This is a genomic window from Vibrio sp. 10N.239.311.G01 (genome assembly GCF_041465805.1).
Taxonomy (GTDB): domain Bacteria; phylum Pseudomonadota; class Gammaproteobacteria; order Enterobacterales; family Vibrionaceae; genus Vibrio; species Vibrio crassostreae_C.
Map to the genome: position 1 here is coordinate 1 of NZ_JBFSRM010000022.1, position 19,949 is coordinate 19,949.

A 19,949-nucleotide genomic window follows, 5' to 3' on the forward strand; every position below is an offset into this window, starting at 1 on the left:
AGCTGGATAGAGTACCTGGCTACGAACCAGGCGGTCGGAGGTTCGAATCCTCCAGAGCGCGCCACATTATTAAAAAAGCCTCGTTTATACGAGGCTTTTTTTATGTCTGCTGTAAATTTGTTGCGACAATGTTAAATTTGTTCGTTGTTTAACTTGTTGTATTTAAAGTAGTTCTTGATTGCTTCTTTGTTATTCCACCTTTCTCATATCAATTCCCAGAAAAGCCCCGTTTAAGTCACAGTTTAAATATCTAAAAATGACGTATTTGACAGATTTATGTGATCTGATAGGCGAATAATTAACCTTATGTGTGCGTTATCCGTAACAGAACCTTAAACAAAATTGACAAACTTTTACCAATCGAGATAATCCATGGGTCGGGATCACTATTCGCTGAAATCCTGTACGTATGTCAGGATGACGAAGAAAGGAAGCAACATGACTAATATTGGAAGCCTGCTAGGAGATGCGGCGACTCTAATGATAACGGGGATGTCCGTTGTCTTTATTTTCCTAACTATTCTAGTTTACCTCGTTCGGTTGATGTCAAAACTGGTACCAGAAGAAGTACCAGAGCCGATCGCAGCACCTAAAAAAATTCAAAAATCACAATCAAACCCTTCAGCTGTTAGTCCACAGGTAGTGGCTGCAATTTCGGCCGCGGTTCATCAATACCGTGCGTCTACTGCTAAGTAGTATTTAAAGGATTAAAAAGGAGTTTATGAGCATGTCTAAACCACTAGCTATCACAGATGTGGTACTTCGTGACGCGCACCAGTCACTATTTGCTACTCGTATGCGTATCGAAGATATGCTGCCAATTGCGGCAGAACTGGATAAAGTCGGTTACTGGTCACTTGAGACTTGGGGCGGCGCGACGTTTGATTCGTGTATCCGTTTTCTTGGCGAGGATCCATGGGAGCGTTTGCGTGAGCTGAAAAAAGCGATGCCAAACACACCAATGCAGATGCTACTGCGTGGTCAAAACCTATTGGGCTACCGTCACTACGCGGATGATGTAGTAGAAAAATTTGTTGAACGTGCCCATAAAAACGGCATGGACGTATTCCGTATCTTTGATGCGATGAATGACGTGCGTAACTTTGAAAAAGCAGTGAAAGCAACGATCGACGTTGGTGGCCACGCTCAAGGTACGTTGTCTTACACAACCAGTCCGGTCCACAATTCAGATACTTGGGTTGATTTGGCTAAGCGCCTAGAGGACCTAGGTTGTCACTCACTATGTATCAAAGATATGTCAGGTTTATTAAAGCCGTATGAAGCAGAAGAGCTGATTACACGTATCAAAGCATCGTGTGACGTTCCTCTAGCACTGCATAGCCACGCGACAACTGGTCTATCGACTGCAACAGCGGTTAAAGCCGTTGAAGCGGGTATCGACATTCTAGATACCGCTATTTCTTCAATGAGCTGTACTTACGGTCATACGCCAACCGAAACGGTTGTTGCGATGTTAGAAGGTACAGAGCGCGACACGAATCTTAAACTAGACCAAATCGAACCCATCGCGGCTTACTTCCGTGATGTACGTAAAAAGTACGCGAAATGGGAAGGTCAGCTAAAAGGTGTCGATTCTCGCATCTTAATCGCTCAAGTTCCTGGCGGAATGTTAACTAACATGGAAGGCCAGCTTAAAGAGCAAGGCGCCGCCGATCGCATGGATGAAGTTCTAGAAGAGATCCCACGCGTACGTAAAGAGCTTGGTTACATTCCTTTAGTAACACCAACTTCTCAGATTGTCGGTACTCAAGCGGTTATTAACGTCTTAACGGGCGAACGCTATAAGAGCATCACGAAAGAGACTGCTGGTCTACTGAAAGGTGAATACGGTCAAGCTCCTGCTGAAGTGGATGCTGAACTGCAAGCGAAAGTTCTAGACGGTGCAGAGCCGATTACTTGTCGTCCTGCTGATTTACTTAAGTCTGAAATGGATACGTTAACGACGGATCTGTTAGAGAAAGCGAAATCAGAGGGTATCTCTCTAGCTGAAGATACGGTTGATGATGTACTGACTTACGCGCTCTTCCCACAAGTGGGTCTTAAGTTCCTTAAGAACCGTCGTAATCCTGAAGCATTTGAACCTGCACTAACGCTAGAAGTTGCGGCTCCAGTTGCTGCAGCTCCTGTACAAGCTTCTGGTGGTATTGAAAGCTACAGCGTGAAGGTTGATGGTCAAGTTTACGATGTTGAAGTTGGCCCACAAGGTGAACTGACATCGGTGGCGCCATCTGCAAAACCTGCTCAGGCTGCACCAGTAGCAGCGTCTGACGCTGAAGCGGTTCCAGCTCCATTGGCGGGTAACATCTTTAAAGTAAACGTTCAGGCGGGTACTGAGGTTTCTGAAGGCGACGTTCTACTAATCCTAGAAGCGATGAAGATGGAAACGGAAGTTCGTGCTGCTCGTGGTGGTATCGTTCAAGAATTGAATGTTAAAGAAGGCGATGCAGTTACTGTAGGCGCTCCACTACTAAGCTTAGCGTAAGGGAGTACCATGGAAGGATTGATGACCTTATGGTCTGAAACAGGGATTGCGAACTTTGAGTTCGGCCAGATCTGTATGATGCTGGTTGGTTGCTTACTGTTGTTTTTGGCAATTCGTAAAGGATTTGAACCGTTACTTCTACTGCCTATTGGTTTTGGTGCTGTATTAGCAAACATTCCAAATGCTGGGTTTACTGATCCAGGTGGTTTGCTCTACTACGTCTACTACATTGGTATTGAGACAGGTATTTTCCCACTGCTGATCTTTATGGGTGTTGGTGCGATGACGGACTTCGGTGCGTTGATTGCGAACCCTAAAACGTTGTGGCTAGGGGCTGCGGCTCAGTTTGGTATCTTCGCGACGCTATTTGGCGCGATCTTGCTGAACTACGTTCCAGGAATGGAGTTCTCGATGGCCGATGCTTCGTCAATTGCGATCATTGGTGGTGCCGATGGCCCAACTGCGATCTTCTTGGCGAGTAAGTTATCTCCGGATCTTTTAGGTGCCATTGCAGTAGCGGCTTATAGCTACATGGCTTTGGTTCCGATCATTCAGCCACCAATCATGAAAGCGTTAACGTCTCCTGAAGAGCGCAAAATTAAGATGGCTCAACTTCGTCACGTTAGCAAAGCCGAGAAGATTCTTTTCCCGCTTGCTGTACTACTGATGACGATTTTGTTCCTACCTTCAGCAACACCTCTAGTTGGTATGTTCTGTTTGGGTAACTTAATGCGTGAAGCGGGTGTGGTTGATCGCCTTTCAAAAACAGCTCAAAACGAACTGATTAACGTTGTAACTATTTTCCTAGGTCTAGGGGTTGGTTCTAAGCTTCAAGCGGATACGTTCTTGAACTTAGAAACATTGGGTATTCTAGGTTTAGGTGCGGTCGCGTTCAGTATCGGTACGGCGGGTGGTGTATTGATGGCTAAGGTGTTGAACCGATTCTCGAAAGAGGACATCAACCCACTGATTGGCGCAGCTGGCGTATCAGCGGTTCCAATGGCGGCACGTGTTGTGAACAAGGTTGGTCTTGAGGCAAACCCTCAGAACTTCTTGTTGATGCATGCAATGGGCCCGAACGTAGCCGGTGTACTTGGTAGTGCGGTTGCGGCGGGTATTCTATTAGCTCTCGTGGGCTAGTGGATTTGCTGGGTCATGTATCGTTACGTTAATTGGTCGTCAATTTACGAATGAGCGGTTAACTTAGCCTTATTAAATGGTTTATAGTCAAAGGGATGCTTTCGCATCCCTTTCTTTTTATTAATTAGGGTGCTTGCTCACTAGGGCTTTTATCAATCAAGGAAATGTGGAAATGGAAAATAAACAGATTGCGATTACTCAATTCGGCGGCGTCGAAAACCTAAGTATTCAAACCAGTGCGATCCCTGAGCCTAAGGCTGGAGAAGTGGTGGTTAAAGTTTCCTTTTCAGGCATTAATCCGATTGATGTCAAAACCCGAGCGGGCCTTGGTTGGGCGGCAGCACAAAACAAAGATAACCTACCTTGGGTACCTGGCTACGATATTTCAGGGCAAATTGTCTCGCTAAGCGAACAGGCTGAACGCTTTACTGTTGGTGATAACGTAGCTGGCTTTATTGGTTTTCCACTGCAAGGTGGCGGTTACAGCCAATATGTGTGTGTTCCAGAAGCTGCATTAAGTATGGTTCCTGATTCTGTCACTCTAGAAGCGGCAGCTGCATTACCACTCGCGAGTCAAACAGCGGCACAAGCGCTCAACAAAGCCGAAGTGAAAGAAGGCGACCGCGTGCTTATCTTGGCGGGCGCGGGCGGCGTTGGTCACCTTGCGGTTCAAATTGCAGTGGCAGCAAAAGCAGAGGTTTACACAACCTGCAGCGAAGCCAATCTTGATTACCTTGCGACGCTAGGTGCTCACGCGATTAACTATAAGTTTGCGCCAGCATCAGAAAGAGTATCAGATGTCGATGTGCTGATTGATTTGGTCGGTGGCGATACCGCGCTTGATGCATTGAAGTGCCTAAAAGATGGCGCGCGAGTCGTGACTGTGCCGACTCTATCTGCAGAACTTATCTGCGAAAAAGCCACACTATTAGGTTTTACTGCATCAGGCATGCTGGTTGAACCAAGCCCTGAGCAAATGGACACTATGCTTTACATGGTCAGTGTCGGATTACTCAAAACAGAAATTCAAGGTATCTACCAATTAGACGAGGCGCAGTCGGCGCACCTGCAGGTTGAAACCGGACACACCAGAGGCAAGGTGCTACTTAAAATGCAAGAAAGTTGATAGGCAGTGTTAGAATTTTTTAACTCCCTTTTTGAAAATATCGCGCTGTGGTTCTCGGACTCGGCGCTGTGGGTACTCTTCATTAGTGGCTTCTTGAGTGCCACGTTACTCCCCGGTGGTTCAGAAGCTAGCCTTGTGGCTGCATTGAGCTTAGATCAGTTTTCAACCTCATCGATCATTCTAGTGGCGACATTAGGCAATACCTTAGGCGGCCTGACTAACTATTGGATTGGTTTGTGGTTGCCTAATCGAACTCAATCTGAAAAGCATGGTCATAAGGCTATGGCTTGGCTGAGTCGCTATGGCTACTGGACACTGTTATTTAGTTGGTTACCGATCATTGGTGACCCTTTGTGTCTCGCTGCGGGTTGGCTAAGAATGAAATTCATCCCTAGCGTTATTTTGATAGCGATTGGCAAAGCCGCTCGCTATAGCTTACTTGCTGCTATCTACTTCGGTTTTTTCTAAGGAGAACCTATGAAAAAGGTTTTACTTGGTACATTTTCTCTTATCGCCATTGCTGGCTGTTCTTACAATGTACCTAGCTCAACGCCCTTCTTTTCCTCGTTACCTGAAGGTGTCACTCTGTTAGAAGAGGTTAAGCCCTCTAAAGATAAAGTAGTGATTCCTTACACCAAGTATCAGCTTGAAAACGGTCTGACAGTTATTCTTTCCCCTGATGATTCCGATCCGTTGGTGCATGTTGATGTAACTTATCACGTCGGTTCAGCACGTGAAGAGATAGGCAAGTCGGGATTTGCTCACTTCTTTGAGCACATGATGTTCCAGGGTTCAGAGAACGTTGGTGACCAACAGCACTTTAAGATCATTACCGAAGCGGGTGGCTCGTTAAACGGCACGACCAACCGTGACCGCACCAACTATTTTGAAACTGTTCCTTCTAACCAACTTGAGAAAATGTTGTGGTTAGAATCAGACCGAATGGGCTTCTTGTTGGATGCTGTTTCTCAGAAGAAATTTGAGGTTCAAAGAGGCACGGTCAAGAACGAGCGAGCGCAGAGCTACGAAAATCGTCCTTACGGCTTGATGTGGGAACGCATGGGCGAAGCGCTTTACCCTGAAGGTCACCCTTACTCTTGGCAACCAATCGGCTATGTTGAAGATCTTGACCGTGTTGACGTGAATGATCTTAAAGCGTTCTTCCTGCGTTGGTACGGCCCAAACAATGCCGTGTTAACGATTGGTGGTGATATCGACGTTGATGACACGCTAGAATGGGTTAACAAGTACTTTGGTTCAATTCCTCAAGGCCCTGAAGTGAAGGCGGCAGAGAAGCAACCTGCTGTTCTAACAGAAGATAAATACATCACCTTAGAAGACAATATTCGTCAGCCGATGGTGCTGGTGGGGTGGCCAACAACGTATCGCGGTGAAGAGACGCAAGCTTCACTGAATGCATTGTCTAACGTGTTAGGTTCAGGTACCAACAGTTACCTATATCAAAACCTCGTAAAAACGCAGAAGGCCGTCAGCGCTGGCTCTTTCCATGATTGTGCTGAGTTGGCGTGTACCATGTACGTGTATGCAATGGGCAACTCAGGTGAAAAAGGCGATTTGACGGTTCTCAATAAAGAGCTGATGGATACCCTGGAGCAATTCTCGAAAGAGGGCGTTGAGCAAGAGCGTTTAGACCAGATCACTGGCATGGCCGAAGCGAATGCTGTTTTTGCATTGCAAAGCGTTAAAGGTAAGGTGTCGCAACTCGCGTCGAACCAAACCTTCTATGGTCAGCCTGATCGCATTGAATCACAACTCGATCAAATCCGAGCGGTGACGCCTGAGAGCGTGAGCAAGGCATACCAAGATTTCATCGAAGGTAAGCACAAGGTTACCTTGAGTGTGGTTCCTAAGAAAAAGCTCGATTTGGCGGTTCGTGAAGCGACCTTTACCACGCCACCACGTACGTTGCCGGAATACAGCAAGGTGACGGAAGATCAACTGGATTTCAGAAAGGCACCGGATACCTTTGATCGCAGTGTGATGCCAGAAGTGAACTTTGGTGTTGAGGCGACCATGCCTGAGTTGTACCGCATGCACTTTGCAAATGGCACTGACTTAATTGGTACCGTGACCAGTGAAACGCCGACAGTACAGCTGCAAATTCAATTGCCTGCAGGCGAACGCTATGTTCGCAAAGGGCAAGAAGGCCTAGCGAACCTAACGGCTTCGATGATGGAAGAAGGCTCAACTAAACGAACCGTTGAAGAGTTACAAGCGACCTTAGATAAACTTGGTAGCAGCGTGAGCATTAGTGCGGGCAGCTACACCACAGATATTTCAGTCTCGACGCTAGAGAAAAACTTGCCTCAAACCTTAGCGATTGTGCAAGAGGTTCTATTCGATCCTAAGTTCGATGAGCAAGATTTTGAGCGCGTTAAGAAACAGATGCTAGAAGGCGTTGTGTATCAGCATCAGCAGCCAAGTTGGATGGCTTCTCAAGCAACCCGTGAAGTGCTGTTTGGTGACACTGTTTTTGCTCGTGCAAGTGATGGTACTAAGGAATCTCTATCGAAATTGACCTTAGACGATGTGAAAAAATTCTATGCGCAACATTACACACCAGAAGGTGCCAATATTGTTGTTGTGGGAGACATCTCGAAGAAAGAGGTAGGGAAACAGCTACAATTCTTTGAAGAGTGGCAAGGCGATGCGGCACCATTAACGCGTCCACAGATCGTCAAAGAGCTTTCTGGTCAGCACCTGTACTTAGTCGATAAACCGGGTGCGCCGCAAAGCATTGTTCGCTTGGTTCGTAAAGGCCTGCCGTTTGATGCAACGGGTGAATTGTATTTGAGCCAGCTAGCTAACTTTAATTTAGCGGGCAACTTCAATAGTCGTATCAACCAGAACCTACGTGAAGACAAAGCTTACACTTACGGTGCAAGCGGTTACTTCGCAAGTACTCGAGAAACTGGTGCAGTGGTATTTAGCGCGCAGGTAAGGGCGAATGCGACGGTTCCATCGATTCAAGAATTTATTAATGAGCTGAATGAGTTTAGCCAGAGTGGATTAACTGACGAAGAGGTGAAATTTATGCGCCTTGCCGTCGGTCAACAAGATGCGCTCAAATATGAAACGCCAAGTCAAAAGGCTGGGTTGTTGAGTAATATTGTTGCATTGAGCCTTGATGAAGATTACCTACAACAGCGTAATCAGATAGTTGAAACGGTTTCAAAAGAGAGCTTAAACGAGCTATCTAAGAAATGGTTTGACCCGAATGATTATCAAATAATCGTTGTTGGTGACGCGACTTCGCTTCGCCCGCAATTAGAAAAGTTAGATATTCCAATAGAAGAGCTTGAAATCATTCGTTAGAGTACACATTAAAGGGGGAGGGAAGAGACTCTACTTTTCTCCTCCAACCTAATTTATGATAGTTCTAATCAGAACAATATAAGATAAGTGAACTGAATTTTGACTGATTTTGCTGCGCGACTAAAGCAAGTTGCAACCAACCCTAAGACCTTCTCTCAATTTGGTCGTGGTGTTGAAAGGGAAACATTACGCTACACGGAAGATGGGCACCTTGCTACTGGGCCGCACCCTGAGGCTTTGGGATCTGCGTTGATGAACGAATGGGTAACGACCGATTTCTCTGAGTCGCTACTGGAATTTATCACGCCTGTTTCTAACGACGTTCCGACGCTTTTGAATCAGTTGTCTGATATCCACCACTTCACGCAAACCAAGTTAGACGGCGAAAAACTATGGCCGCTTTCTATGCCTTGTTACGTTGGCAGTGAAGATTACATTCAGCTAGCGCAATACGGCACCTCGAATAACGGTAAGATGAAGACCCTATATCGTGAAGGCCTAAAACGTCGTTACGGTAGCCTGATGCAGATTATCTCTGGTGTTCACTTCAACTTCTCTTTCCCAGAAAGCTTTTGGGATAGCCTGTTTGGAGAGCAAACTGAAGAAGCGCGTTGTGAATCTAAGTCAGATGCTTACTTTGGTTTGATTCGTAACTACTACCGCTTTGGTTGGTTAATCCCATACTTCTTCGGTGCTTCACCTGCGCTATGTTCTTCTTTCATCAAAGGAAGAGAGACAAACCTGCCTTTTGAAAAGATTGGCGAGACACTGTATCTGCCAAAAGCAACGGCACTGCGCCTGAGCGACCTTGGCTACACGAACAGTGCGCAAAGTGTGTTGAAGATTGGTTTCAACAGCCTAGACCAATACCTTGAAGGTTTGAATCAAGCGATTCGCACACCATCAGAAGAATTTGCCGAGATTGGCACTAAGGTTGATGGTGAATACCGTCAGTTGAATAGCAACGTACTGCAAATTGAAAATGAGCTTTACGCTCCAATCCGCCCTAAGCGTGTCGCGAAAAGTGGTGAGAAACCATCTGAAGCATTGGCACGCGGTGGTGTTGAGTACATTGAGGTTCGTTCTTTAGATGTAAACCCATTCAGCTCAATTGGTATCAATGAGCAGCAGGTTCGCTTCCTAGACTTATTCCTAACGTGGAGTGTGCTAACGGACTCTGCTGAGATGGATAACTGCGAGCTTGAATGCTGGCGCGATAACTGGAACAAGGTGATCCTACAAGGTCGTCAGGTTGGTCTAGAGCTGCAAATCGGTTGTCATGGTGAGCGATTGTCTCTGCAAGATTGGGCGAAGCGTGTCTTCAAAGATCTGCGCTCTATTGCCGAGATGATGGACGCTGAACAAGGTGGTCGTGCATACCAAGAAACATGCGATACGCTTGAGGCTTGGATTGATAACCCTGAGCTAACTATTTCTGGCCAGTTGCTAGAAGAGACCAAAAAATTGGGCGGCTTAGGTAAAGTGGGTTGCGCGTTAGGTAAAACGTACGCTCAGCAACACAAAGCGCACCAATACAAAGTATATTCAGCTGAGTTGATGGAAGCAGAAGTTCAACGTTCTGTGATTGCTCAGCAACAAAGTGAAGAAGCAAGCACTCAAGATTTTGATAGCTTCTTAGCGGATTATTTTTCGTATTTAAAAGCATAGCGAGACTTTGGTGGAAAGGAAGCAAGCCTTATTAGGTCAGCCTACTCGAGTGAGTAGTAAATGGTTACCTGTAGTGACTGTTGGTGTTGTCTCTAGCCTGTTGGTTGGATGTGCAACGCCACCGCCAAAGCAGCAAGATAATTTGTGTAGCATCTTTCGAGAGCACCCTTCATGGTATGAAGATGCCTTGGATATGCAAGAAGAATGGGGAACGCCGATTAACGTTGCGATGGCTTTTGTGAAACAAGAGAGTAGCTATCGTCATGATGCGCGCCCACCTAAAGATTACATTCTTGGCTTTATACCGTGGGGGCGTGTAAGCAGTGCCTACGGTTATGCACAAGCTCAAGATCCTGCTTGGGAAGACTTCCAAAAGGCGACCAATAACGGTGGTTCAAGAACCAACTTTGATGATGCATTGATGTTCATCGGTTGGTATACCAGCGAGACGCGTCGTCAATTGGGCATCTCACTATGGGACCCATATAACCAATACCTGGCTTATCATGAAGGCCGTGGTGGTTATAAGCGTAAGTCATACAACAGCAAGCCATCGCTAATTAAGGTGGCGCGCAAAGTCGAACAGCAAGCAAAAGATTATGGATGGCAGCTGAAACAGTGCCGCAAAGAACTAGAAGACAATCGAAGCTGGTTTTTCTAAAGCCAGCCGTCATGGAGAAGAGCAATGCCTTTATTAGATAGTTTCACTGTTGATCACACACGCATGAACGCACCTGCCGTTCGTGTTGCTAAAACAATGCAAACCCCAAAAGGGGATACCATCACTGTGTTTGACCTGCGTTTTACTGCGCCAAACAAAGACATCCTATCTGAGAAAGGTATCCATACTCTAGAGCACCTATATGCTGGTTTCATGCGTAATCAATTGAACGGTTCAGATGTAGAGATCATCGATATCTCACCGATGGGCTGTCGCACTGGTTTCTACATGAGCCTGATTGGTACGCCTACAGAACAACAAGTGGCTGACGGTTGGTTGGCAGCGATGCAAGACGTACTGAAAGTTGAGAACCAGAATAAGATCCCTGAGCTGAACGAATACCAATGTGGTACCGCGGCAATGCACTCTTTGGATGAAGCGAAAGAGATCGCGAATGCGATCATCGCTGCAGGCATCTCTGTAAACAAGAATGATGAACTGGCACTGCCAGAGTCTATGCTGCAAGAGCTTAAGATCGACTAGTCATTGATAGCTACCCTAGATAGGGCGAGTTAGATACTAAAAGGCCCGGTTCAATGAACCGGGCCTTTTTCGTCAACGTATTTTAGGGCGAGACAGAGATTCAGTGATAACTCAGTTAGCCGTTCACGATCTGTGGGAACACGCGAACCAGTTTGATGCGGTTCTCTTCAAGCTCAACAATTTCCATTGGGTGGCTGGCAACCTGAACACTCAGGTGACTCTCAGGAATATCTTCAAGATGTTCCAGTATCAAACCATTCAGCGTTCTTGGGCCATCGGTAGGCAGTGCCCACTGTAAGCCTTTGTTGATATCTCGGATATTGGCACTGCCTTCAATCAAGAAGCTGCCATCGCTTTGCGGAGTAATCTCTTCAGATAAGCTTGGGGTGATTGAGGTGGTAAACTCACCTACGATCTCTTCTAGAATATCTTCTAATGTAACCAAACCATTGATGTCGCCATACTCATCAACAATCAAACCGATGCGCTGCTTATTGCGTTGAAACTTAAGCAGTTGAATATTGAGTGGTGTCGCTTCAGGAATAAAGTAGATCTCATCCGCGGCACGCAACAGGGTTTCTTTATTGAATTCGTTCTTTTCAAGCATCAGACGGTAAGCTTCACGCAGCCTAAGCATGCCGACCACTTCATCTATTTGGTCACGGTACAGCACTACGCGACCATGAGGCGAGTGGGTAAGTTGACGAACGATCGATTTCCAGTCGTCATTGATGTCGATACCAGTAATCTCATTACGCGGCACCATGATGTCGTTCACGGTGACGTGCTCTAAATCCAGAATAGACACCAACATATCTTGGTGACGTTGAGGGATTAAGCTACCGGCTTCATTTACCACGGTTCTAAGCTCTTCGGAGCTCAAGTGGTCGGTTGCATCATGGCTGGCTTTAACGCCTAAGATACGAATGAAGCCGTTGGTAATGAAGTTCACTAAGATCACCAATGGTGATAGCACCTTCATCAGTATCATCAAAAGGATACTACTCGCGTAAGAGACACGTTCAGGAAATAGAGAAGCGATGGTCTTTGGGGTTACCTCGGCGAATACTAGGATCACGAGAGTCAGGGTACCAGTAGCGATAGCCACACCGATATCCCCGTAGATGCGCATACCAAGAATAGTAGCGATCGCAGATGCAAGAATGTTGACGAGATTGTTGCCGATGAGGATGAGGCCAATCAATCTGTCTGGGCGGTTCAGAAGTTTTTCTACACGTTTGGCACCTTTATGACCCGTATTGGCCAAGTGCTTTAAACGGTAGCGGTTCAGGGACATCATGCCCGTTTCGGAACCAGAGAAATAACCAGAAATTACAATGAGACACGCGAGTAGCGCAAATAAGATACCCGTTGATATGTCGTCCAAAACTATTCTTTTCCTATTTGTGTATCTTGATTAATTTATGACCGAACATGGTCGAGATGTCAATTGAATGTATTGCACTCAATATTTTAAAGGCAAGGTATGTGAGACCTTGCCTTTATTTTACAGACTAGTTCAGGATGATTTCCTGGACGAAGCGGCTACCGAAGTAGGCTAATGTGAGCATGCTGGCGCCGGCCAGTGCGAACCAAGTGACTTTCTGTCCACGCCAACCTTTCTGATAGTGACCCCACAGAAGGATGGAGTAGATAACCCAAGCGATAAAAGACAACACAGCCTTGTGTGCCTTTCCTTGAGCAAACATATCTTGCACGAAGATGAGACCCGTTAACAAGGTACCTGTTAATAAGCCATTACCAATCAAAATGATCTTGAAAAGCTGTCTTTCCACCATCATTAAAGGAGGTAGGTTAGGGTTTATCACTAAGGCTTTTTTCTTTTTAAGTTTGTGATCTAGCCACGCAAGTTGCAGGGCGTATAGCGCACCGATAGTTAACGTTGCGTATGAGAATAGAGCCAAAGAGATGTGCACGAGCAGTTTTGGGTCATTCTCTAGATGTTTGATGAAGGTGCTTGGAAGAAAAGTGGCAGCCATCAAGTTCAGCGCAGCGAAGCTATAGACGACGGGTAAGATAAACCACAGACGGGTTTTGAGCATTGCACCGCTCATTACCACAGATATGATTAAACTGATTAATGAAGCAACGTTCAAGATACTGAGGTTTTGGCCACTGGCATTAAAAATCAAATCGCCAAGCAACCAAGCATGGAAAGCTAGAGCAAGTAATGCGCTGATAAACACCGTTTTTACACGGATTCCTGTTTGGTGCACGAGACCTGGAATGATCGTGGAAATCGCCATTGTATAAAGAAAGGCTGCTGCGATCGCAATAAGACTGTCCATGGTATCCATTTTAATGATTACTAATTGGCGAATTATACCTCGCATCGCTCTTTGGGGCTATGGCGAACCTCATTCAATTCCAAGTGAATAATGTCTCACATCACAAGCACGGATGATTAACGCTCTACAACGGGTATGACTCTAATCCGCGCTAATGTATACTCACAGTAATAGTCGCAGTTTTGAGCGAAGAGAAAACTATGTTTGATAATTTAACGGATCGTCTATCCAAAACGCTGAAGAACATCAGCGGTAAAGGTCGTCTGACCGAAGACAATATTAAAGAGACGCTGCGTGAAGTACGTATGGCGCTACTTGAAGCCGACGTTGCACTGCCCGTTGTCCGCGATTTTGTTAAGCGCGTAAAAGAAGGCGCTGTGGGTGTTGAGGTTTCTAAATCTCTAACGCCTGGTCAAGAATTCATTAAGATCGTTCAAGCTGAACTTGAAGCGGTGATGGGTGAGTCTAACGAGGCTCTTAACCTAGCAGCGCAGCCGCCAGCCGTTATCTTAATGGCGGGTCTACAAGGTGCGGGTAAAACCACATCGGTAGGTAAGCTATCTAAGCTTCTAACTGAGCGTGACAAGAAGAAAGTCTTGGTTGTGTCTGCCGACGTTTACCGTCCAGCGGCAATCAAACAGCTTGAAACGTTAGCAAGCGATGTTGGCGTAGACTTCTTCCCATCTTCAGCTGATCAAAAACCTCTTGATATTGCAAACGCTGCAATCGACCACGCGAAGAAGAAATTCTACGACGTGCTACTTGTCGATACTGCGGGTCGTTTGGCTATCGATGAAGAGATGATGGGCGAGATCAAAGAGCTTCATACTGCAATTAAACCAGTAGAGACACTGTTCGTTGTTGATGCAATGACAGGTCAAGATGCTGCGAACACTGCAAAAGCCTTTGGTGATGCGCTACCACTAACCGGTGTTATCTTGACGAAAGTTGATGGTGATGCGCGTGGTGGTGCTGCTCTGTCTGTTCGTCATATCACAGGCAAGCCGATTAAATTCTTGGGTGTTGGTGAAAAGACTGACGCACTAGAACCGTTCCACCCAGATCGTGTTGCTTCTCGTATCTTAGGTATGGGCGACGTACTGTCTCTTATTGAAGACCTACAGAAAAACGTTGATACCGAGAAAGCAGAGAAACTGGCTAAGAAGTTCAAAGAGAAGAAAGGCTTTGACCTTGAAGACTTCCGTGAACAACTAGGTCAGATGCAAAACATGGGCGGCATGATGGGCATGATGGATAAGCTTCCAGGCATGTCTCAGCTACCAGATAACGTTAAAGATAAAGTTGATGACAAGATGTTCAAGCAAATGGAAGCGATCATCAACTCTATGACCATGAAAGAGCGTCAACGCCCTGACCTAATCAAAGGCTCTCGCAAAAAGCGTATTGCCGCTGGTTCTGGTACACAGGTACAAGATGTAAACCGTATGCTTAAGCAGTTCACCCAAATGCAGAAGATGATGAAGAAGATGCAGAAAGGTGGCATGAAAGGCATGATGCGCAACATGCAAGGCATGATGGGCGGCGGTGGAGGTATGGGCGGTGGCTTTAACCCGTTTGGTCGATAATCTACAAATGTAAGCTTTAGCTACGTTACTTTTCATAGTGTTAGCCGTGTCACAGAAAGTGTACGGCAGCTATGTTGGTGAAAAAATAGCTAAAGCCCTTGCATTGCACCGGAATAAGAGTAAAATTCCGGGGCTTTAATTTGGCACGAGACCCCAAGCTATTTACTTATACTTGGGGTTAATTATTTTATTAAGAAAGCAAAGAGGACGACATGGTAACCATTCGTTTGGCACGTCACGGTGCAAAGAAGCGCCCATTTTATCAAATCGTAGTTGCGGATAGCCGTAACGCTGCAACTGGCCGTTTCATCGAGAAAGTAGGTTTCTTTAACCCTACAGCTCAAGGTCAAGAAGAAGGTCTACGTCTAGACCTAGATCGTGTTAACCACTGGGTTGGTCAAGGCGCATCTCTATCTGATCGTGTAGCTAAGCTAGTTAAAGACGCTCAAAAAGCGGCTTAATTCTTTTTTAAAGAGAAATAGCTTATGTCGATGAAGGGTAAAGAAACTATGAGCGAGCAAAATAATAGAATTGTCATGGGTAAACTTGGGTCTACCTATGGTATTCGTGGCTGGCTCAAAGTGTTCTCCTACACAGACAATGCTGAAAGCATATTTGATTACAGCCCTTGGTATTTAAACCTAAAGGGTAAGTGGGTTGAGTACAAAGTTGAGAGCTGGAAACGTCATGGCCAAGGTTATGTATGTAAGCTAGCGGGATTAGATGTTCGTGAAGACGCGCAACTGATGACTAACTTTGAAATTGCTATTGACCCTGCTTCGTTACCTGAATTGTCAGAAGATGAATTCTACTGGCGCGAATTGTTCGGTATGCAAGTTTTTACCACTAAAGGTTACGACCTTGGTGAGGTCACTGACCTATTAGAAACTGGCTCGAACGATGTTCTAGTAATCAAAGCAAATCTTAAAGATGCTTTTGGCCAAAAGGAACGGTTAGTACCGTACCTTGAAGAGCAAGTGATCAAGAAAGTTGATCGCGAAGCTCGCCGGATCGAAGTTGACTGGGATCCTGGATTCTAACTCCAAATTACAGAGCGAGAGAACACATGTGGGTTGGCATTATTAGCCTTTTTCCTGAAATGTTCCGTTCTGTTACTGATTTTGGAGTAACAGGTCAAGCGGTTAAAAAAGGTCTTTTATCTATTGAGACATGGAGTCCTCGTGATTTCACTCATGATAAACATCGCACTGTTGATGACAGACCTTACGGTGGTGGTCCTGGCATGTTAATGATGGTTCAGCCTTTGCGCGACGCTATCACAACGGCCAAGCAAGCAGCACCGGGAAAGACGAAAGTTATCTATCTTTCACCTCAAGGTCGTAAACTCGACCAGAAAGGTGTTGAAGAGCTGGCAACAAACGAGAATTTACTTCTTATTTGTGGTCGCTACGAAGGGGTAGATGAGCGCATCATTGAATCTGAAGTTGACGAAGAATGGTCGATTGGAGATTTTGTGATGACGGGTGGCGAACTGCCAGCCATGACGCTGATTGATTCAGTATCTCGGTTTGTTCCGGGTGTACTTGGAGATTTCGCTTCAGCAGAAGAAGATTCTTTTGCAAATGGTTTGCTAGATTGTCCCCATTATACGCGCCCTGAGGTGCTAGACGATAAAGATGTACCATCGGTACTCAAGTCTGGAAACCATAAGGACATTCGTCGCTGGCGATTAAAACAATCGTTGGGCCGAACTTGGCTAAGAAGACCAGAACTCCTGGAAAACCTAGCTCTGACTGACGAACAGGAACAATTACTGGCTGAATTCATTAAAGAGCAACGCTCTTAACGAAAAGCAAGCAGTAACCTATTAAATTTAGTATCAGTTTATTCTAGGAATTTATACAAATGAGCAACATCATCAAGGCTCTTGAAGAAGAGCAACTAAAATCAGACCTTCCTAAATTCGCACCAGGTGACACTGTTGTAGTTCAGGTTAAGGTAAAAGAAGGTGACCGTGAGCGTCTACAGGCTTTCGAAGGCGTTGTAATCGCTATTCGTAACCGTGGTCTACACTCTGCATTCACAGTTCGTAAGATCTCGAACGGTGAAGGCGTAGAGCGTGCGTTCCAAACTCACTCTCCAATGGTTGATAGCATCGAAGTTAAACGCCGTGGTGCAGTACGTCGTGCCAAGTTGTACTACCTACGTGAGCGTTCTGGTAAGTCAGCTCGTATTAAAGAGAAGCTTACTAAGAAGTAATTCTTTTTGCATTCTATCGATAAAAGCGGAGCCATTTGGCTCCGCTTTTTTGTGTCTGTTATTTGGAGCTTAGCAGGTAAGAGATCCCCAATTCGCTCGTACCTCACTCTTGAGGATGACAAACCAGACGAAACTCATATTTAACCGTCATTCCCTAGACTGACGAAGGAAGGAGTAGGGAATCTCTACTAGCGCCGTGTTATAGGCAATAAAATAGGATTGACGTTAAACGCCAACCCTTCAAAATTTACTCGCTACTCGCTACTCGCTACTCGCTACTCGCTACTCGCTACTCGCTTAGTGCGGATCTTCCGACCAACCATCGCTATCTGACATATCTGGTGCGCCAGCGATGCTGTTCTCTTCGTCTGCCCATTCACCGAAATCAATCATCTGACATTGCTTGCTGCAAAACGGGCGGTGCGGGCTTTGTTCGCCCCATTCAACGTCAGCATTACATTGAGGGCATTTAACGATGGTGATTTTCTTCGACATAGTGATTCTTAATTTGAAGGTGTAATAATAGTGAGTTTAGGCTCGAGTGAGGGCTCAAGCCAAACTATAAAGGAAATTAATTAGGTGCAGATTGCCAATTCAAATTCGATGTCTTGAGTACAGGCTTGCCCAGTTTCAAAGCTCATGAACTTAACAGCAAAGCGGTTCTTGTGACCTGAGATCATCGGGTAGGCACCGTATTGCATTGGAATAGATAGACGAAGGATATTCGCTTCATCGGCATCGCTCTGGAAGAAGCCAGCGCGAGCGATTTGCTCTTTAAAGTGACCAGTCTCTCTGGTGAGCTTCAACCACAGTGTTAGCGCTTCATACAGAGGCTGTAGGCTATCCATCCAAGCTTTAGCATCTCTCATTCTCTTATCAAGAGGAAGGTGCAGCCAATAATGCAGTGCGGGTAAATCAAAGCAGCATGAGCCACCTGGAAGATTAAAGCGTTGGCGAATCGCACTCAGAAAGCGGTCTTCCTTAAGTGACTGGCCAAAACGCTCTGCCTGCATCAGATCACGATAGATGTTACCAATGTCATTAAGTAGTGATGTCAGCATCTCTTGATCGACACCTTCAACATCTAACCAGCTTTTGTAGGTTACACGTTGCTTCTCAATATCTTTTGCGAGTTCGCTCTTGAGTTGGATCTGTTCGAAGATTTCAATCAGATCAAAGATGGAACGGAAAAAGAGTTGATACTGTTGAGCATCGGAAAATGTAGAAGACAAGTGTAGCTGCCTCAAGAGTGATTCGACTCTTAAGTAGATGCGTGTTTTCTCATTTAGAGGATGTTCAAATTTATGGGTGATCATCGAGCAAACCTTCATTCAACATTGTTCTATTCTGACCCATCTACAGCACTGATTGCCAGATACTTTTGATGTAAATCTGTGATTTGAGGCAAAAGTTCTTGGTTTTTAGTATGGTTTTTAATCACGTCATCTGCAACCGCTAAGCGCTGTTCTCTTGAAGCTTGTGATTTTAAAATTGCGGCAACCTGTTCCTTCGAAACATTGTCACGACTCATTGTGCGTTCTATTTGCACTTCTGTAGGCACATCAACGATTAAAACGCGATCGGCCATGCCTTGCATTTGGTTTTCAACCAATAGCGGTGCGACTAATAAAGCATAAGGGGATGTGACTTTAGACAGGTCACTGTCAATTTTGTCGCGGATCATGGGATGAAGAAGATCATTGAGCCATTGTTTTTCGGTGGGATCAGAGAAGATTACTTCGCGCAGTTTAGCTCGGTTTAGCATGCCATCTTCAAGCAATATGTCTTCGCCAAAATGAGCGGCGATCTGTTTTAGGCCTTCGCTGCCCAATGCCACTACTTCGCGTGCCACGATATCAGCATCGACAATATCAATATTGAAATGCTGATTGAATAGGTTGGCTACCGTGGTTTTGCCACTGGCGATACCACCACTTAATCCGATAATGATTGCCATGATTAAATCCCTAGCACAGAAGTGAAATACCAACCCATGATGTCATTGCCCCACAATAGGCTTACCCAACCAGCTATCGCGAGGTAAGGACCAAATGGGAAGGCTTTATCGATGCCTTGCTGTTTCAGGCGAAGTTGAATCAAACCAAACACAAGGCCAACCAGCGAAGATAAAAGGATGATCATCGGTAGGTGCTGCCAACCAAGCCATGCACCAAGGGCCGACAGGAGTTTAAAGTCACCGTACCCCATGCCTTCTTTACCTGTTAGCAGTTTGAACAACCAATAAACAGACCATAAAGCGAGGTAACCAGCCATTGCGCCAACCACGGAATCTTGCAGCGATACTGGGCCGATATTAAACAGTGCTAATGCGATACCGGACCATACCAAAGGCAAGGTGATTTGATCAGGCAACAACATGGTATCGAGATCGATAAAGGTCGCGGTAATCAGTGCGAAGGTGAAAAGAATCAAAGCAATGGCGTAGTAACTGAAACCAAAGTGGCTAGCAACCATTGTGCAAAGTATTGCTGTAAGCAGTTCGACCAAAGGGTAGCGAGCACTGATTGGATTAGCGCAGCTGTGGCACTTACCCTTTAAGAGCAACCAGCTTAACACTGGGATATTGTCGACGATTCTTAATTGGGTTTTGCATTTCGGGCAGGTTGAACGAGGAATGCTGAGATTGAACTTTCCCTCTGGCGCTGGAATTTTATATTGAGAGAAATATTCCGAGCACTCTTGTTGCCATTCGCGTTCCATCATAATCGGTAAACGGTGTATGACTACGTTGAGGAAGCTGCCGATAAGAAGGCTAAAAATGAAAGCTAATACGGGGAATAGCCAAGGATAGTAGTGAAATACTTCCATAGTGTCCTTTACCACTTAATCAAGGTGA

20 protein-coding genes are annotated in these 19,949 nt (G+C 45.6%); 14 read left to right on the top strand and 6 right to left on the bottom strand.

What is annotated here, in order from left to right:
* The first annotated feature begins 438 nt into the window (after positions 1–438).
* The 9 genes from AB6D06_RS16490 to luxS all read left to right on the top strand — a co-directional run bounded on the left by AB6D06_RS16490 (position 439) and on the right by luxS (position 10,977).
* Entirely contained in the window at positions 439–696 is a 258-nt protein-coding gene (locus AB6D06_RS16490; protein ID WP_004741884.1) for an oxaloacetate decarboxylase subunit gamma, read from the top strand.
* A gap of 31 nt (positions 697–727) precedes the next feature.
* Positions 728–2,503 carry a sodium-extruding oxaloacetate decarboxylase subunit alpha gene (gene oadA / locus AB6D06_RS16495; protein ID WP_372111068.1) on the top strand — a complete coding sequence of 592 codons (1,776 nt, stop codon included), beginning with the start codon at positions 728–730 and terminating at the stop codon, positions 2,501–2,503.
* A gap of 9 nt (positions 2,504–2,512) precedes the next feature.
* Complete coding sequence (locus tag AB6D06_RS16500; protein WP_019825842.1) at positions 2,513–3,643, top strand: sodium ion-translocating decarboxylase subunit beta; 1,131 nt, start codon at positions 2,513–2,515, stop codon at positions 3,641–3,643.
* A 172-nt stretch (positions 3,644–3,815) separates the two neighbouring features.
* The gene (locus tag AB6D06_RS16505) at positions 3,816–4,769 is read left to right on the top strand and encodes an NADP-dependent oxidoreductase (protein WP_372111071.1); all 954 of its coding nucleotides are present in this window, start codon (positions 3,816–3,818) and stop codon (positions 4,767–4,769) included.
* A 6-nt stretch (positions 4,770–4,775) separates the two neighbouring features.
* Positions 4,776–5,237: a YqaA family protein gene (locus tag AB6D06_RS16510; RefSeq protein WP_017059555.1), complete on the top strand. Its 462-nt coding sequence runs from the start codon at positions 4,776–4,778 to the stop codon at positions 5,235–5,237.
* Positions 5,238–5,246: 9 nt separating this feature from the next.
* Positions 5,247–8,105, top strand: a complete 2,859-nt coding sequence (locus tag AB6D06_RS16515) for a pitrilysin family protein (RefSeq protein WP_136981616.1) — start codon at positions 5,247–5,249, stop codon at positions 8,103–8,105.
* Between the two features lie 99 nt (positions 8,106–8,204).
* Complete coding sequence (gshA, locus tag AB6D06_RS16520; protein ID WP_017063229.1) at positions 8,205–9,773, top strand: glutamate--cysteine ligase; 1,569 nt, start codon at positions 8,205–8,207, stop codon at positions 9,771–9,773.
* A gap of 10 nt (positions 9,774–9,783) precedes the next feature.
* Positions 9,784–10,434, top strand: a complete 651-nt coding sequence (locus AB6D06_RS16525; RefSeq protein ID WP_017629422.1) for a hypothetical protein — start codon at positions 9,784–9,786, stop codon at positions 10,432–10,434.
* A gap of 24 nt (positions 10,435–10,458) precedes the next feature.
* On the top strand, positions 10,459–10,977 hold the full coding sequence (luxS, locus tag AB6D06_RS16530; RefSeq protein ID WP_017056597.1) for an S-ribosylhomocysteine lyase: 519 nt from the start codon (positions 10,459–10,461) through the stop codon (positions 10,975–10,977).
* 115 nt (positions 10,978–11,092) lie between these two features.
* Here luxS and AB6D06_RS16535 read toward each other — a convergent pair whose 3' ends face one another.
* Both AB6D06_RS16535 and AB6D06_RS16540 read right to left on the bottom strand, forming a co-directional pair.
* Positions 11,093–12,364, bottom strand: a complete 1,272-nt coding sequence (locus AB6D06_RS16535) for an HlyC/CorC family transporter (protein ID WP_017063233.1) — start codon at positions 12,362–12,364, stop codon at positions 11,093–11,095.
* A gap of 127 nt (positions 12,365–12,491) precedes the next feature.
* On the bottom strand, positions 12,492–13,286 hold the full coding sequence (locus tag AB6D06_RS16540; protein ID WP_019825854.1) for an inner membrane protein YpjD: 795 nt from the start codon (positions 13,284–13,286) through the stop codon (positions 12,492–12,494).
* A gap of 200 nt (positions 13,287–13,486) precedes the next feature.
* On the opposite strand from AB6D06_RS16540, the gene ffh reads away from it, so the two are divergent.
* The 5 genes from ffh (at position 13,487) to rplS (ending at position 17,092) form a co-directional block, all read left to right on the top strand.
* Positions 13,487–14,872 carry a signal recognition particle protein gene (gene ffh / locus AB6D06_RS16545; protein ID WP_059022051.1) on the top strand — a complete coding sequence of 462 codons (1,386 nt, stop codon included), beginning with the start codon at positions 13,487–13,489 and terminating at the stop codon, positions 14,870–14,872.
* A gap of 212 nt (positions 14,873–15,084) precedes the next feature.
* The gene (gene rpsP / locus AB6D06_RS16550) at positions 15,085–15,333 is read left to right on the top strand and encodes a 30S ribosomal protein S16 (protein ID WP_004410028.1); all 249 of its coding nucleotides are present in this window, start codon (positions 15,085–15,087) and stop codon (positions 15,331–15,333) included.
* 24 nt (positions 15,334–15,357) lie between these two features.
* A complete protein-coding gene (rimM, locus tag AB6D06_RS16555; protein ID WP_017063236.1) occupies positions 15,358–15,912 on the top strand; it encodes a ribosome maturation factor RimM in 555 nt (184 codons plus the stop codon).
* 26 nt (positions 15,913–15,938) lie between these two features.
* On the top strand, positions 15,939–16,679 hold the full coding sequence (trmD, locus tag AB6D06_RS16560) for a tRNA (guanosine(37)-N1)-methyltransferase TrmD (protein ID WP_372100028.1): 741 nt from the start codon (positions 15,939–15,941) through the stop codon (positions 16,677–16,679).
* Between the two features lie 59 nt (positions 16,680–16,738).
* Complete coding sequence (gene rplS, locus AB6D06_RS16565) at positions 16,739–17,092, top strand: 50S ribosomal protein L19 (protein WP_004735514.1); 354 nt, start codon at positions 16,739–16,741, stop codon at positions 17,090–17,092.
* 297 nt (positions 17,093–17,389) lie between these two features.
* On the opposite strand, the gene yacG is transcribed toward rplS, so the two are convergent.
* The 4 genes from yacG to AB6D06_RS16585 form a co-directional block, all read right to left on the bottom strand.
* Entirely contained in the window at positions 17,390–17,587 is a 198-nt protein-coding gene (gene yacG / locus AB6D06_RS16570; RefSeq protein WP_004735515.1) for a DNA gyrase inhibitor YacG, read from the bottom strand.
* Positions 17,588–17,667: 80 nt separating this feature from the next.
* Entirely contained in the window at positions 17,668–18,408 is a 741-nt protein-coding gene (gene zapD / locus AB6D06_RS16575; RefSeq protein WP_017063237.1) for a cell division protein ZapD, read from the bottom strand.
* Between the two features lie 26 nt (positions 18,409–18,434).
* Positions 18,435–19,049, bottom strand: coding sequence for a dephospho-CoA kinase (gene coaE / locus AB6D06_RS16580; protein ID WP_372100026.1), 615 nt, complete (start codon positions 19,047–19,049; stop codon positions 18,435–18,437).
* Between the two features lie 2 nt (positions 19,050–19,051).
* Entirely contained in the window at positions 19,052–19,921 is an 870-nt protein-coding gene (locus AB6D06_RS16585; protein WP_372100024.1) for an A24 family peptidase, read from the bottom strand.
* Positions 19,922–19,949: the final 28 nt, after the last annotated feature.

Coding starts and splice junctions, on each gene's coding strand:
- coaE (WP_372100026.1), bottom strand. CDS start 19,049: ATGGCAATCATTATCGGATTAAGTGGTGGTATCGCCAGTGGCAAAACC.
- AB6D06_RS16490 (WP_004741884.1), top strand. CDS start 439: ATGACTAATATTGGAAGCCTGCTAGGAGATGCGGCGACTCTAATGATA.
- rplS (WP_004735514.1), top strand. CDS start 16,739: ATGAGCAACATCATCAAGGCTCTTGAAGAAGAGCAACTAAAATCAGAC.
- AB6D06_RS16540 (WP_019825854.1), bottom strand. CDS start 13,286: ATGGACAGTCTTATTGCGATCGCAGCAGCCTTTCTTTATACAATGGCG.
- luxS (WP_017056597.1), top strand. CDS start 10,459: ATGCCTTTATTAGATAGTTTCACTGTTGATCACACACGCATGAACGCA.
- AB6D06_RS16515 (WP_136981616.1), top strand. CDS start 5,247: ATGAAAAAGGTTTTACTTGGTACATTTTCTCTTATCGCCATTGCTGGC.
- oadA (WP_372111068.1), top strand. CDS start 728: ATGTCTAAACCACTAGCTATCACAGATGTGGTACTTCGTGACGCGCAC.
- AB6D06_RS16500 (WP_019825842.1), top strand. CDS start 2,513: ATGGAAGGATTGATGACCTTATGGTCTGAAACAGGGATTGCGAACTTT.
- zapD (WP_017063237.1), bottom strand. CDS start 18,408: ATGATCACCCATAAATTTGAACATCCTCTAAATGAGAAAACACGCATC.
- rimM (WP_017063236.1), top strand. CDS start 15,358: ATGTCGATGAAGGGTAAAGAAACTATGAGCGAGCAAAATAATAGAATT.
- rpsP (WP_004410028.1), top strand. CDS start 15,085: ATGGTAACCATTCGTTTGGCACGTCACGGTGCAAAGAAGCGCCCATTT.
- AB6D06_RS16585 (WP_372100024.1), bottom strand. CDS start 19,921: ATGGAAGTATTTCACTACTATCCTTGGCTATTCCCCGTATTAGCTTTC.
- trmD (WP_372100028.1), top strand. CDS start 15,939: ATGTGGGTTGGCATTATTAGCCTTTTTCCTGAAATGTTCCGTTCTGTT.
- ffh (WP_059022051.1), top strand. CDS start 13,487: ATGTTTGATAATTTAACGGATCGTCTATCCAAAACGCTGAAGAACATC.
- AB6D06_RS16505 (WP_372111071.1), top strand. CDS start 3,816: ATGGAAAATAAACAGATTGCGATTACTCAATTCGGCGGCGTCGAAAAC.
- yacG (WP_004735515.1), bottom strand. CDS start 17,587: ATGTCGAAGAAAATCACCATCGTTAAATGCCCTCAATGTAATGCTGAC.